Origin of the sequence: Sphingosinicella microcystinivorans, assembly GCF_027941835.1 — a bacterium.
In the GTDB taxonomy this organism is placed as follows: Bacteria; Pseudomonadota; Alphaproteobacteria; order Sphingomonadales; family Sphingomonadaceae; genus Sphingosinicella.
Genome location: NZ_CP116005.1, coordinates 2,255,197 through 2,269,283 on the forward strand (window position 1 = coordinate 2,255,197; position 14,087 = coordinate 2,269,283).

The window sequence follows — 14,087 nt, forward strand, 5'->3', positions numbered from 1 at the left end:
CCCCGTGAGGCCCATCTCATTGATTCGCATTGAGATGTTGGCGGAGAGGGTGTCCGCCAAAAATAAGAAAATATCGTTTATTTTCCGATACTTTTATATGAATTGGGCGAATTTTGCTCCCACATTCACTCCCACACGACGCGGATCAACATCCAAACTACGCCTGAATTTAGGGCATCCGAAAGCGGAAAAAATCGTGAGCATCGCGAACTCGTCAGACCTGTTCTCATACGATGCAGTCAACGCATTCGCAATCGTGATGCCGTGAAACGCTATGCCGCTTCACGAAGCTGCACGATCCGCTGAAACTCGGCCAGCAGTTCGGGATGGTGGCGGGCCAGATGGTGAACCACGCGCACGTTCTCCGTCAAGCGGGCGAGATAGCCGGTCGCCAGCACCAAATCGAGGTGGTCCATGCCGTAGCTCTGTTCGATCATGCGGAACTCGCGGTCGATATTGGTCGCCTCGCGCTCCATATGCTCGATCTGTTCGTCACTGAGGCCGCGCACCGCTTTGCGCTTTTCGCTGGTCAACAGGTGCTGCGGTGTGGCGGCAACAAGCGATTTGGCATACGTCCAAGAAAACCGGTTCATCGCGATCATGGTTTCGGCGACTTCGATCTGGCGCATCGGGCGTAGCTTCTTCATTTCGCGAAAGGTGTTGAGCGGCACCATCCGGTCTTGCAGCAGCTTCGCCACTTCATCGCAAATGCCGTCCAGCAAGCGCCGTTTGCTGCGAATGCTCGAAATGTTGACGTTCAGCGCACGCGCAAGGCGCTCCTCCGAAACGCCCTTCTCAAGCGCCTTCAGGATCATCTTGTGCTCCTGAACGATAGCCATGCGGCTGATGCGCTTGTTGTAGGTGATGGCTTCATCATCGGTGGCCACAAGGCAGACAACATCGTCGTCACCGCGCGCTTTCAGAACGTCGATGCGGATATGTCCATCAAGCAGCCGGTATCGCTCCGCGTCTCCCGGCACGCGAACCACGACTGGCGGCTCTATGATACCGACTTCGCGGATAGACGCTGCGATCTGGCCATATTTGGGCGACTTCCGCGTTGATTCGGGAATTGTGCGCAGAAGCTCGATTTCGCCAAGCGGAATCCGCAGGCTGGTCGGCTCGAATGCCAGCTTGATTTTGCGCTGTCTATTGGCCCGGCTCATTGCACGCTGATCCTGACTTTCTGAATCCGATCCGCGAGGCTGGTCGGTATCGTCGCCAGACCTTCATCTTCGAGCAGCGCGACGAAACTTTCGTCGTTCGATAGCTGGCTCAATGCCTCGACGATAAAAACGAGGCGATTGCGGGTTGCCTCTGTCTTTCGGATCATCATGCGCTTGCGTTCGGTGTCTTCCTGAAATGCCTTGACCAGCCCCTCGGGCGTCGTTGCCGCATCCTTGCCGACAAGCCGGTTTAGCTTGGCCGCTTTGCCAGAGCGTTTGCGAACCTCGACCAAACGGCGTGCTGCGATAAGTGCGCGTCCGCGTAGCAGATTATCTTCATAAGCCTTGTGAAGCGCCGCCTGCACGCCCTGATCGTCGGCTTCGCAGATTTCGAGGGCGACGGATATGGGAAGATAGCCCGCCTCCACGGCGGCAACGAGTCGCCGCTCGCCGCGTTCCAACAGCCTTCCCACTATATAGACATAGTTGGCGGAAAGGCCGGTCATGGCGGCGATTTCGTTGTCGGAATAGCCGCGCCCGCGCATCCCGAGGATGTCTTGCAACAGGTCCACGGCCTGATGCTGACGGCGGGCGCAATTCTCGACGAGACTGGCAACGAAGCAATCTTCCTGATCGGCGGTCACGATCAGCGCGGGCACTTCGGCCTGACCGAGTTGGCGGAAGGCTTCAAGGCGGCCCTGACCACAGACAAGATCGTAGAGCGGTCCATCGTCTCCATGGCGGCTGGTGACGGTTATCGGGCGCTTGAGGCCGACTTCGGCGATGTTCTCGACGATGCCCTTGAAGACCTTCTTGTTGCGAAGGCGCGGATTGACGACGGTGATCCGGTCAATCGGGATCATCTCGACGCGCTGGGCGGGCAGTGCCACAGCTATGCCGCCTGCCGGAATGGCACGCGCTGCGCCAAGGCGAAAAAGCCGTCCAGCGTGTCGAAACGGAAAGCGTCAAGCGACAGGCCATTATGATCGGCCAACCGCAGGACGCCTTCGGCAAGGGTCATGCGCGGCAAAACATAGAAGTCGTGCGCGGTCATGTTGTCCTCATCCATCCTGACGCAGATAGTGAGGTCGGGGCGCAAGCTCTCGTCGAGTCGGATTTTCCAGCGACGAAAGCCGCCGCGGGTCAGCTTGCACCGGGCGATGACGATGGATGCGGAGATCTCATCGTTGATTGTCAGCGTGTCATCTTCGAGATTCTGGATCGCGCTGCCGCCAATGGCGCGCACGCCCTCGATCACGTTCCGAACAATCGACGGGTGCATCCGGCGCAAGGCGCGGTTGATCTCGATGTAGCGATAATCGTGGTCGGGAATGAACCCGACCAGCGAGTAGGCGCGCAACAGGCTGCCAAAGCGGGACTGATAGGCGCTGCTGGACGGCCCATCCTCGAACTCGTCGATGATAAGGCCTGACAAGTATCCGTTCTTTTTCAGAATCTCCGACAGCATCGCCAGCAGTTCATCGTCAGTCAGACGCTTCGACCGCCCCTCTATGATGCTCCCGGCTTGGTCGAATAGCTCCTGCGACACGATGGCGGGAAAAGCTTGGTCGTGCCTGATCCAGTCCGATGGATCGTTGCGAACGTGCCGGTTCTTCAGCTTGAAGGATGTGCGGCCCCAGACGTTGTGACCGGCATATTTGTCGTTGATGAGGATTTGGTGCACCGCACCGCGTGTCCATTCACGCCCCAGGTCGGACATGATGCCCTGCCCATTGAGCCACTCGGCAATCTGCCTTTCCGAATTGCTGTCCTCGACAAACAGGCGATAAATTTCGCGGACGGTGGCGACTTCCTCTTCTGGCCCATGCACCAGCACGACGCGATCCGTGGCAATGCTCTTGTGTTCGCCCCGCTCAAGCACGCCCTTGTGCTGGCCGCGCTCATCGACAAGCATTCGACGAAAACCGAAGCCGGGCGCGCCACCTTGCCGATAGCCAAGGCTGATGAGGCGGCATTGGCCCGCGAAAACCTTGACCGACAATTCGCGGCTATATTCCCCGGCCATCGCTCGCTTGACGGTCTTGATGATCGACGAACCTATGGTGCCGTCATTCTCGAATTGCTCGGCGATGTAATGAACGGTGATCCCGGCGCGCTTGCAGCGCAATTCGTAATAGGCGGCTTCGTCGGGGTCTTGGAAACGGCCCCAGCGGCTCACGTCATAAACAAGGATCGCCTCGAAATCGACGTTGCCGCTGTCAATATCGGCGAGAAGCTGTTGCAGGGAATCGCGCCCGCCAATCTGGAGGCCGCTTTTACCTTCATCGGCATAGGTGCGGACAATCTCGAATCCGCGCTTCTCGGCATAGGCGCGAATTGCTGTCGCCTGATTGTCAGTCGAATATTGCTGATGATCGGTGGACATACGGACATATTCAGCGGCCCGCTTTGGCGTCTGGCCGTCTGATTGAATATCGCCGGTTGTCCTCCATTCTATGACCATCACGGTCGCGCCTTCATTTTGCCCAGTTATTTTCTCGCTGTCTGCTCGGGCCTCCCTAACAGCAAATGGGTGGCAACATGTTTCCAAAGAAGGGCAGTTCTTTTCCGGTCGGGCGCGACGCACTGACCGATTCCGAATTCGCGCAAGTGATCGCCTCGGCTTTGAAGATCGAGTTCGGATCGACACGCAACGGCGCGAAGATGATTATGAAGTGGACAGGTGTTAGCCAGCGCACGGCAAAAAACTGGCTGAACGGCACCAACGCGCCGAACGGCGTGCATCTGATTCTATTGGCACGAGAATCCAATGCGGTGCTGAAAGCCATAATGCTTTTGGCCGAAAGACCTGAAATGTCATTAGGGGCCAGCCTGCTATCGTTGAGGCGCGTGCTGGCGGAAACGATGACCGCGCTCGATCAGATGATATGACCTGACCAAACTTCTTGCCGTAGGCGGCGACCAAGGGCCGCAGCCCAAACAAGGGTTGGGTGGGTGGGGCAAATGAAGTGGCCGCCCTTTGGGGCGGCCTCTATCATCGGCAGCGTTATGCCGCCTGTTGCACTTCCTCTGGGCTTGCAAGCTGGTGAAGATATGCAACGGCGCGTTCGGCGTAGGCGGCTGCCTGCACAATGGCGCGGGTGTCGTTTTGCAGCACCTTGATCCAACTCGCGATATAGCTGGCGTGATCCGGGCGCGGCTCGATGCAAAGCCCAAGGTCGGCAGCAAGATATGCCGCGCCAAGCTCAGCACAAAGTTCTTCGCGGGCATACCCTTCATCGCCCCATTTCTCGCGGCCAAAACTGCGATCAAGACGGCTCTCATGGCGAGTCCAATGCACTGTTTCATGGCCCCTTGTGGCGTAATATCCGTGGGCGTCATGGAAAGCTGCAAAGGGCGGTAGCTGGATGCGGTCGGCTGACGGCATATAATATGCCTTGTCGCCGCCGTGGTTCACGGTCGCGGGGATGCTGGCAAAGAATGCCTCGGCGGCTGCAATGCGCCCCACTTCCGGCGCGGGTTCCGGCACGATATGAAACCGTTCGGGCAAGCCGTCGATCTGCGCCACGTTGAACACGGTGTAGGTTTTGAGGAACCGGAACGCCTGTTCGCGATCCTCGCCGCTGGCATCATCATGCACGGTCTTGGTGCTATCGCCATAGTAGACCACGGTTGCCCCCGGTTCGCCCTTGCGCACCTGTGCGCCCAAGGCTTGCGCCTGCTTGTAGGTCATCCATGACGGGCTGACAAAGCCGGCCGCCTGCGCCTCTATCCACAACAACAGGACGTTGATTCCGCGATAGGGCTGGCCGGTGGCGCGCAAAGGGCGGGTCCGCCCCGATGCGGCCATATCGCCGCCGCTCCACGGTTTTGCCCAAGGGCACGTGCCCTGCTCAAGCTCGGTCAAAATGCGGTCGGTGATGCGGCTATGGGGGTCTTGCTTGGTCATGGTGTTTACTCCCTTCCAATCCGCGCAGCGGGTTATGCCGCGCATGACCCCTGCCGACCCGGCGAGGGGCGGAGAGAGAGGGAGCAAGGTCCGGTGCCGGGGGTGGTGCGGGCGCAGCGCAGCGAGCCACGGCCCCAAGGCGGCACCTTGCAGGGAGAGAGAGGCAGCGCCTCTTTCTTCCTCTGGTATGGGAAAGTTTGCGCCGCTGGCGGCGCTCAATGCAGGGCGGGCGTGCCCGCCCTATCCCGCGTCAGGGATGGCAACCCGCATGGGCGGAAACGGCACAGCCGGTTCCGTTGCGCCAGCGATACAGCCCGGCCCGAAGGGGGCGCTCAAAAAGCTGCTGAACTGAAATCCAGATTCAATCCGCAGCATCCGAAGTCAGCGAATAGCTCGTGCTGCGCCCGCCAGCAGCGTCTTTGACAAGAACGCCACGCTGCACCAGATCATTGATGTCCCGCAAGGCCGTGTCGGACGATGCCTTGGTGATCGCCGCCCATTTGGCATTGGTCAGCTTGCCCTCGAAGCCATCGAGTAGCCGGTTGATGACCTTGCGCTGACGGTCGTTCAAGGGCTGTCCCGCGACCGATTCCCAGAACCGCGCCTTACGCATGACGCTGGCAAGGATGGTTTCGGCTCCGTCGAACGCCCGATCAAGGCAGCCGATAAACCACAACAGCCAGGGCGTAATGTCCAAACCGCCCTTCTGCGTCGATTCCAACATATTGTAGTAAGCTTTGCGCTCGGTGCGGATTTGCGCGGACATGCTGTAGAATCGCTGCGCAGTGCCCTCCGCGCGTGCCAGTGCAAGATCGGCGATGGCCCGCGCGATGCGTCCGTTGCCATCATCGAAGGGGTGGATGGTGACAAACCATAGATGCGCGATTCCGGCTTTCAGGACCGGATCAGGCGTTGCCGTCTCAAACCACTCAAGGAAGCGCGCCATTTCATCATCCAGCCGGTCGGATGCCGGGGCTTCATAGTGGACGCGCTCACGGCCAATCGGCCCCGAGACAACCTGCATCGGCCCCCCTTCGGGTTTGCGCCACGCGCCCACGGTGATGCGGCTCATGCCGCTACGCCCGGTGGGGAACAGCGCCGCGTGCCAGCCGAATAGCCGTTCGGTGGTTAGTGGCTCGGCATAGTTCTGCGTAGCGTCCAGCATCATTTCCACGACGCCTTCGACATTGCGATCCGCTTCGACCAAGCCGCCGATGTCCATGCCGAGACGGCGGGCGATAGAGGAACGCACCTGCTCCCTGTCCAGCACCTCGCCCTCGATTTCGCTGGATTTGATAACGTCCTCGGTGAGCGCATGAAGCACGGCTTCCTCGCGTAGCGGGAAGCCAAGCGCCTCCATGCGTCCGATCAACCGCCCCTGCCGGTGACGCACGGCGGCAAGCGGCTGAGCAAGCTGCTCGTCGCTCCAATGCAGGTTAGGCCAATCTGACAGTTCATGGATATATGCCATTATCACCGCGTCCTTTGCGGTGATTGTAGCGGTCATTCACTGCAAAAGGCAAGAATATTCACCGGATAATGTGCGGTGAATAGATAGACTAATCGCCGCAACAAAGGTATCAAGATGACCTGCGCTGGAAGCCTGTCCTACCCCTTAGGGCAATCGGACCGAATTTTGCCGTTGTCGCAGATCGTTGGCCCAAACGGCCAGTGCGTTGATTTCATCGGCAAGGGCATCTGGTCTTGGAAGGGGCCGGTTCAATGCCGGTGCAGCGCTGTGCAGTAACTCCGAACACCGCTGAAATCCGTCGCGCATGGATTCACAGTCGGCGACTGTGATTGCGGTTAACTTGACGAGGCCGGGCGTTTTAACCTCGTTGGACAGACGGCGGATCACATGGCCGACGGCTTCCTCAACCGCGATTTCCCATGTGTCTCGCAGTGATCCGGCAATGGATTTCACTGTTTCACGCCACTTGTCCTGATCGCCCTGATCGAAGTGATAGCGTTCGTTGCCAAGCTGGTTGGTCAAGCTGGCGGTAATGTCTGTGACGCGCCGCGCCTTGAATGGAGGCTCACTGCGACAAAACCCGGCCTTGTCGCTCCCACGACTGACAGAACTGACCGCAACCTGCGGCGTCGGGTCCATCTCTTTCGCGGCTCGATCTAACTCGAACAGAAAAGCAAGGTCATGCGTGAACACGATAACCTGTCGGTTCGCGGCCTCCGCGATCAGCCGCTTGGCGACGGCCTCGCGATGCATGTGGTCGAGCGAAGACACAGGATCGTCAAAGACGATGCCAGATTTGTTCTCGGTCGTGGCGAGTTCCGCCATGAACGCGGCCAAGGCGACGCATCGATGCTCGCCCTCGCTCAAGACCTGCCCCACCGATGCAGTCGGTTTGCGAGTCAGTGCAACCTTGAAGCGTGGCACGCCCTGCACGCTGTTCTGCTGGCGCAACTCGACGGCAAGCCCTGCAATCTCGAAACTCGCCACCTCACGTGCAAACTGCGCGCGCAGCGCATCCGTTACCAATGCCTGCGCAACTTCCGTGCTTTTAGTGGTGATGCGGTTGGTTGCGGTATCGCGCTGTGCTGCTTCAAGCGCCTTGATCTGTTTCAGGCGCTCGATCTGCGCCAGCACGTCGGCCTTGATGCCGTTGAGCCATTGACGGTCGGCAAGCTCGGTGCGCTCGGCGATCAGCGCCGCGCGCGCTGGGGAATCGGCCTCTGCCACAAGTGCTTCGCCGCGCGCCTCAAGGTCTGCCACCTGATCGACCAACGCCTGACGCGGCAAGGCGACCAGTTTCACATTGATGATAGCGGTGGGGTCCGCATGACGGCGACCGATCTGGCGATGACGCCAGAGGGCGTGCAGGCCCGCACGTCTGACCTCGGTTGCCAGCGCATCCTGACGCAAATCGTCACGGATGGTCGCCACGATGGCGGCAAGTTCGGCCAGCGTCAGTCCGTTTCCTGCGAATGCCGTAACGGCGTCGTCATAGGCTGTGCGCGCGGTATCAGCTCGCTGCTGACTGTCGTCGCGCACGAAAGTCTCGAAGCGATTGAGGCGATCGGCGGCTTGTGGGGTCAGTTCCTGCTGGCACAGGACGCAAAGGCTGCCGGGATCGGTGACGGGAAAATCCCGCTCGGGATAGGCCGCCTCAACCGAAAAGGCCCGCGCGCTTTCCCACAGCGATTGCCACACCTCGGAGCCGATATGGGGTAACGGCTCGCCCGCAAACAGTGCACCGGAAGCGGCCTCCGCCGCTCGCCGCGCCGCTTCACTATCGGTCGCCAGTCGGCGCAGTGCGGCGGCGCTGTCATCACCGATGGCGGCAACCAGTCCGTCCAGCCGGGCAATGTATCCCTCGACCTTGGCTTTCAACGCGGCAAGCTGGCGGGCCGCGCGCGAGGGATCACCGGCCAGGTCGGCGGTGAGTTGCGCGAGCCTGTCCTGTTCGGCCTGCGTGAGAGTCGCTAGCGCTTCCACGGCGGTTGGATCGGTGTTTGCGGCAAGGCGCGCCAGAAGCTGACCAACTTTGCTGGTGGGGCTGCATGTCGGGGTCTTGATGCTCTGCGGCGTCTGCGCCTGTAGCTGGGTGATTTCAGCAGCGAGTTTGTCTTTGACCGACTTACAGAGCTGAGCCAGCGCGCTCAGCAGTTTGAGCGGGAACGGCGTGTAGGCCACGTCGTTGGTTTCATCGACGTGGATGTTGGCGGTGCGGGAATCAAAGACGCTTACAGCGGACAACGCCGTATCGGCAGGCTGGCCAAGCTGCCATGCGCATGTGCGGTTCTGTCCGCTGATCGCGTATTCAATGGTGGCGCTCGGGGTGCCGGGCTGAGCGTCGTAGATGTCGGGGATGATTTCCTCGCCACGCCCCGAGATGCGCGCCCTGCACGCGCGTTTCAGGATACGGGCGTAGCCGGATTTTCCGGATCCATTATCGCCATAGATGATGGTCAGACCAACACGGTGAAGGGACAGCCTCTGATCGGGAGCCAAGGCGTTGACATGGCGCACGTCATGCACCTGCCGCAGATAGACTTCGCCCTGATCGCGGTTGGGGTCGCGCAAGTGTGCCGCTTCCAACGGCACTGCGTGACCGCCGCCTTTGCAGATCAATACAAGTTCATCGAGCCCGGCGGCATCAACACTGCCCTCTGCCGCAAGCCTGCGCAACGCATCGCGTTGCCAGCCCGGACTGTCTGCGGTCCATGCAAGGATATTGGCCAGCGCCTCGGCTTCGGTCGTCATGCAGCCCCCAAAATCCATTCACTCCTTCGCCACCACAGTGTCATACAAGCCATAATGCGTCAGACCTTCGTGGCTTTCGATGCCGGTATAGCGCAGCGAAGCATCCTCGTAGCGGCGGAACGCGAACACCGCTTCGTTCATCCGCTCGGTGTTGAATACGCGTAGGCGAACCAGCAGGTGGAAATCCGCTACAGTCAGGCCGGTGACTGGATGGAACAGGTCCGGTTCCAGCTTGGTAATCACGTCCTGTAGCTTGTTCTCTCGGAAGTCGGTCAGATACATGAAGGCCGGGATGCGGGTGGCGAACTTTATCAGCTTTTCCTGAACCAGCTTCCGCTTGGATTTGAACTCCTTTTCCTCGGCTGTCAGTTCCTTCTTCTCTTTCGGGGTCAGCTCCCCGTCATTGGCTTTGGCCTTGTCCTTGATGTCCTTGATCTTCTCGCTTTTGTTGATGATCGTTTCGATGATGTTGTCGCCAAGGGCGCGCCAACCTTCGATCCGCTCCACAGCGGCCATTGCTTCGGGGTTTTCGAGAACACGGCGCAACGTGTCGTTGTCCACGTTGACCAGCATGGCAGATTCCCATTTACGGGCCAGCAGGGTCGCGGACGTTCCCGCCATCGCAATATCAAGGATGCCGCCCGCGTCGATCTGCATCATCTTCGCGCCGTCATAGGCGAGCACGGGCAGGAACGAGACAAGTTCCTTCACCGCGTTTTCCGGGTTTGCCTCTCTCGGCGAAAGGCCGATGCCATATTCCGACAACTGCCGTAGCGCCCTAGTCGGGGCGAAGTCGAACACGAAACAGACCGGCTTGATGATCTCTTCCTCGTTCGGATTGTCTCCGTTGGGGTTCTTGATCGACCAAGGCGACTGCACCCGGAACGCCGCCTGAAAATACGTCTCCGGCGATTGGAGATTGCGGAGCATCAGGATCGACGACCATTGCTTTACCGTGACCCCCGTGGTCAGCTTGCCGCAGGAAAGCGTGATGGTCTTGGTGTCGAACCCGCTGCCAACCTTGTCCCGAACGGGCGGCAAGGCATCAAGGCCAATGCCCGCCGATGCGCCCGCCGCCACGATCACCTGATAATCATGCCAAAAGGTATTGTGCTTCTCTTCCAGCAGATTCGCCATCGCATGGCAGGCCGCGACGTTGGGCAGGAACCAGAAGCTGTGCTGCAAATGGGGCAGAAGCCGAGTGTCCGAATAGGGCCATGGCGGCACAACGCCAGTCTTGATGCTGTCGAATGATCGCGGTGCATCGGGCGAATTGCGAATGACGTTCAGCCATTTCTGCACCTCATCCTTGTGCTTGAACTGCGCGAGAACGCCCGTGCCGTTGGCCGCGAAGAACTCGTTGAGGTCAAATTCGTCCAGCTCGCCGCCGCTAGCGATGTGGGTGATCTCAGGCGGCATCTGGTAAGTCAGCAGGCGCATTTGCGGCAACGCGCCGTAGGGATTGCGCTGCCCCGGATGCTGCGAGGCAAACTCTTCCTTGGCCCGCTGCTCGTCGGTGTAGGTCCAGTTGAATATCTGCTCTTCGATGAACTCGCCCGTGGCCAGCGCCTTGAACGGGGTTCCGGAAAGATAGAGGTAAGCCCGCGTGGTGATCGGCAGGAAGTCGGTTTCGCTCTCCGACATAACGCCAAGGTCTTCGTTCACATCGTCCAGACCATCGGCGTATTCCAGCTTGGCTTCCTTCTTCGCCTCGCCTGCATCCTCGCCCTCGAAAAGCTCCTTTGCCGTCTCGCGCCATGCGCCGAAATGGTATTCGTCGAACACGACCAAATCCCAGTTGATCGTGTGGAGCCATTCGTTGCGGGCCTTGATGTTCCCGGCCTTGTCGCGCCCCAGAAGGTCCTGGAACGAGCCGAAATAGACCACGGGCTTGTCACCATCGATCTGGCTTGGATCGCGCCCGGAATTGCGGGAGAGATACTGCCACCCGTCAAAATCGACATGAGATTCAAGGTCCGTCTGCCACGCATCTTCGACGGCAGGCTTGAAGGTCAGCACCAGCACCCGCTTCGCGCCAAGTTTCTTGGCAAGCTGGTAGCTGGTGAAGGTCTTGCCGAAACGCATCTTGGCGTTCCACAGAAAGCGGGGAACGGCATTGGCATCCTGCTGCCAGCGCGAATGGTAATAGGCGTAAGTTTGCTCGACCGCTTCCAACTGCTCCTTGCGCGGCGGAAAATCCTCGTGATGCGTGCCGGTGAATTGCTGTCCGCTGCGCAATTCGGCCAGCACGGTTTTTACATCGGACAGCGAACATTGCATCCATTCGAGTTGCGGATTGGCAAAACCCTTGCGCTTGAGCGCATCGCGCACGGCATGATCGGTGATGATCGACCCGTCATCGGCTTCGCCGGGTTCGTCGAGTTCGATGGTGTAATTGGCAATCGCCGCCGTCTTCAACTGCTCGGCAATCCGCTGCTTCACATCGCGCGTTGTCTGGCCAACCTTGAGCAAGCCGTCGTGCGCCTCATCCGCGATGGAGTAGGCGTAGATGCGCGGGCGCGCATCGGGCTTCGGGGTAAGGATGTCGTCGATTGACGGCTTATTCGCCATCGTCCGCGCTCATTGCTCGCACTTGAGATTCTATATAGGCCCGCTCGTCAGCCGATAATTCGTATTTCTCGTAAAGCGCCTCATCGGTCCAAATTTGATCCCAAGTTTGCATCGGAACCCATGCATATGTTGAGTTCAAGGCGTGCTGGGTAATTTTGCGTTGCGAAACAAGAAACCTGAAAAACCGGGTCATGTAATATGACTGGATGCTTTCGGCTTCGTCGCATGAAGCAACATCAAACACGAGAAACGACTGCGTGCAGACTGATGGTGCTGGTGCGATCACAGGTTTTCCCAGAATCTGGTGAGGAATCCCATCGCCACCATTGTAAGCTTCGGGAACGAGCAGCTTCCAACGGTCAATCAAATGAGTGTTTTTCGATATTGCGGCGCGCTGAACGTAACCGACACCCCTCTTCATCCTGCGAATATAGAAAAGTGGTATGTCACTCGGCTTCTCAGTTGCAGAATATCCGTCAAAGTTTGAGGCTAAGCCAAATGTCGTATCGCGGGAAAGTATGGAATTAATCGGTGCCTCCTCGCGCCCCAGAACCTTATGCAATATTGAGATCGCACGACCATCACGGACAAAAATGTCATACTCATCCAGCCTGCGCGAAAATGGGCCAAGCACTTCCCCGCCGCGAAAAGTGGTTACATTACAATCGCCTTTGTGCGCACTGTCCCAGAGGAAATAGCAAACACCCGCCTTGATCTCGACTCCCGGAAACACTTCGCTCGATGCAGGGAAATCCGATAGTTCCCGCAGATGTCCGCCACCAAGAAAAGACTGCCGAAATTCATCCATCCCTCGCCCGCCCGCCATCCAGCGGGAAGGGATAACCATGCTGACAAAGCGCGGTTCAAGTTTTGAAGCCTGCTCGACGAACAAGTGGTAGATTGAGGAGTCGCTTGTGCCGCCTGCGCCGCCAGTCATCTGATATGGTGGGTTTCCGATGATTACGTCGAATTGCATTTCGGCTCCGAACAGCTCGCCGATGCGAGCTTTTACGTCGTTGGTGTGGATGAAGGCGTAGGCATGGTTTTCCAATTCCGGTTCGCGATCAAAGATCGCGCGGGGAGCACCGCAAAATTGGCATTTCGAACCATCCCAAGAATGCTCGGTGCGCTCGAACCAGATATTGCCCTCGTCATTGGTAAATCCCGTGGCAACGGAATGCTCCCCTGTCGCGTGCTTGGAGCAGTAGAGGCTGCGACGTGCTAGCAGGCTGGTCAGCCGGGTGATGCCGATTCCGAAAACCTGCTGCGTCAGAATATGGTCAACGCGGGTCTGCAAATCCGGGATTTCGGTTTCCAGCCCAGCGATCAACCGCTTGGCGATCTCCCGCAGAAAGACACCGGATTTCGTGAACGGGTCCAGAAACCTGACCGAACTGTCCGCCCAGATGTTCGCGCCATCATTGTCCGCCGCCCATGCCTCCGCCAGCGTATCCAGCATCCGGTTGGCGAATTCCGGCGGGGTGAACACCTCGTCGTTGGACAGGTTGGCGATGCAGGTCAGCACATCGGGGTTGCGCCCGCGCAGTGCGAAGCTGGCCTGTTCGATCATGCGCTCGCTCCCGTTCCGTCATTCGCCGCCGCAAGATCGCGCACGCTCGTCGGCGGATATGTCTGCGCAGGCGTGAATATCTCGTGCTTACCCAGAGTCGAAAACAGGGAATCCTCTGCGCTGAAACTCGCCATTCCGGTCAGCACATCAAGCCGGAAATCGCGGCGCTGAAACTTCCCTTTGCCCAGATAGCCCCATTCGACCACGCGGATCGGCGCGTCATCAATCGCGCGCATCGTCATCGCATCGCCATGAACGAGGTTCAGCGAAAGGACGTGAGAGGCGGCGCGAAAAAGATCGTCGTCCGCATCCAGCGCCAAATAGGCCGCGAAAACCTCCAGCATATTGGCGCGGCATTCCGCGATATTGTCGGCCAGCAATTCAATGCCGTAGCAGCACATCAGGCCCAGCAGGGCGTGATGCCGCTTCTCGAAATCCGACTTGCCGAATTTCAATTCCACGGCGGCCAGCTTGCGTTGCAGGATCGGCACGAGGAAATTGCCGCTACCGCAGGCGGGTTCAAGGAATCGGGAATCAATCCGTTCAGTCTCACCCTTCACAAGGTCGAGCATCTTTTCGACCAGCCAGGGCGGTGTGAATACCTCCCCGTGATCGGCAACACGCTGTTTGGATTTGATAAGGTTCATG

The 14,087-nt window shown here is 58.9% G+C and carries 10 protein-coding genes; 1 reads left to right on the top strand and 9 read right to left on the bottom strand.

Translation table 11 applies throughout. From position 1 onward, the window contains the following. Positions 1 to 272: 272 nt before the first annotated feature. From PE061_RS10830 to PE061_RS10840, 3 genes are read right to left on the bottom strand one after another with little or no spacing between them, the layout of a single operon-like run. Entirely contained in the window at positions 273 to 1,166 is an 894-nt protein-coding gene (locus PE061_RS10830) for a plasmid partitioning protein RepB C-terminal domain-containing protein (RefSeq protein WP_271259089.1), read from the bottom strand. Further along, positions 1,163 to 2,056, bottom strand: coding sequence for a plasmid partitioning protein RepB C-terminal domain-containing protein (locus PE061_RS10835; protein ID WP_271259090.1), 894 nt, complete (start codon positions 2,054 to 2,056; stop codon positions 1,163 to 1,165). Before PE061_RS10835 ends, PE061_RS10830 begins: the two co-directional genes overlap by 4 nt. A 2-nt stretch (positions 2,057 to 2,058) precedes the next feature. Continuing rightward, positions 2,059 to 3,630, bottom strand: a complete 1,572-nt coding sequence (locus tag PE061_RS10840) for a recombinase family protein (RefSeq protein WP_271259175.1) — start codon at positions 3,628 to 3,630, stop codon at positions 2,059 to 2,061. Positions 3,631 to 3,695: 65 nt separating this feature from the next. On the opposite strand from PE061_RS10840, the gene PE061_RS10845 reads away from it, so the two are divergent. After that, positions 3,696 to 4,058: a hypothetical protein gene (locus PE061_RS10845; protein WP_271259091.1), complete on the top strand. Its 363-nt coding sequence runs from the start codon at positions 3,696 to 3,698 to the stop codon at positions 4,056 to 4,058. Positions 4,059 to 4,173: 115 nt separating this feature from the next. On the opposite strand, the gene PE061_RS10850 is transcribed toward PE061_RS10845, so the two are convergent. From PE061_RS10850 to PE061_RS10875, 6 genes are all read right to left on the bottom strand, one after another. Then, positions 4,174 to 5,076 carry an ArdC family protein gene (locus PE061_RS10850; protein ID WP_271259092.1) on the bottom strand — a complete coding sequence of 301 codons (903 nt, stop codon included), beginning with the start codon at positions 5,074 to 5,076 and terminating at the stop codon, positions 4,174 to 4,176. Between the two features lie 361 nt (positions 5,077 to 5,437). Continuing rightward, positions 5,438 to 6,547 (bottom strand): Fic family protein, encoded by a 1,110-nt coding sequence (locus PE061_RS10855; RefSeq protein WP_271259093.1) that lies wholly within the window; start codon positions 6,545 to 6,547, stop codon positions 5,438 to 5,440. A 144-nt stretch (positions 6,548 to 6,691) separates the two neighbouring features. After that, entirely contained in the window at positions 6,692 to 9,298 is a 2,607-nt protein-coding gene (locus PE061_RS10860) for an AAA family ATPase (RefSeq protein ID WP_271259094.1), read from the bottom strand. 18 nt (positions 9,299 to 9,316) lie between these two features. Further along, complete coding sequence (locus PE061_RS10865; protein WP_271255306.1) at positions 9,317 to 11,869, bottom strand: GIY-YIG nuclease family protein; 2,553 nt, start codon at positions 11,867 to 11,869, stop codon at positions 9,317 to 9,319. Further along, the gene (locus tag PE061_RS10870) at positions 11,859 to 13,439 is read right to left on the bottom strand and encodes an Eco57I restriction-modification methylase domain-containing protein (RefSeq protein WP_271255307.1); all 1,581 of its coding nucleotides are present in this window, start codon (positions 13,437 to 13,439) and stop codon (positions 11,859 to 11,861) included. Before PE061_RS10870 ends, PE061_RS10865 begins: the two co-directional genes overlap by 11 nt. Beyond that, complete coding sequence (locus tag PE061_RS10875; protein WP_271255308.1) at positions 13,436 to 14,086, bottom strand: N-6 DNA methylase; 651 nt, start codon at positions 14,084 to 14,086, stop codon at positions 13,436 to 13,438. The genes PE061_RS10870 and PE061_RS10875 overlap by 4 nt, the downstream gene beginning before the upstream one ends. Between the last annotated feature and the right edge of the window lies 1 nt (position 14,087).

What these genes read in the sequence shown, in the direction of transcription:
- PE061_RS10855 (WP_271259093.1), bottom strand. Translation starts at nt 6,547, where the DNA reads ATGGCATATATCCATGAACTGTCAGATTGGCCTAACCTGCATTGGAGC.
- PE061_RS10870 (WP_271255307.1), bottom strand. Translation starts at nt 13,439, where the DNA reads ATGATCGAACAGGCCAGCTTCGCACTGCGCGGGCGCAACCCCGATGTG.
- PE061_RS10830 (WP_271259089.1), bottom strand. Translation starts at nt 1,166, where the DNA reads ATGAGCCGGGCCAATAGACAGCGCAAAATCAAGCTGGCATTCGAGCCG.
- PE061_RS10860 (WP_271259094.1), bottom strand. Translation starts at nt 9,298, where the DNA reads ATGACGACCGAAGCCGAGGCGCTGGCCAATATCCTTGCATGGACCGCA.
- PE061_RS10845 (WP_271259091.1), top strand. Translation starts at nt 3,696, where the DNA reads ATGGGTGGCAACATGTTTCCAAAGAAGGGCAGTTCTTTTCCGGTCGGG.
- PE061_RS10875 (WP_271255308.1), bottom strand. Translation starts at nt 14,086, where the DNA reads ATGAACCTTATCAAATCCAAACAGCGTGTTGCCGATCACGGGGAGGTA.
- PE061_RS10850 (WP_271259092.1), bottom strand. Translation starts at nt 5,076, where the DNA reads ATGACCAAGCAAGACCCCCATAGCCGCATCACCGACCGCATTTTGACC.
- PE061_RS10865 (WP_271255306.1), bottom strand. Translation starts at nt 11,869, where the DNA reads ATGGCGAATAAGCCGTCAATCGACGACATCCTTACCCCGAAGCCCGAT.
- PE061_RS10840 (WP_271259175.1), bottom strand. Translation starts at nt 3,630, where the DNA reads ATGGTCATAGAATGGAGGACAACCGGCGATATTCAATCAGACGGCCAG.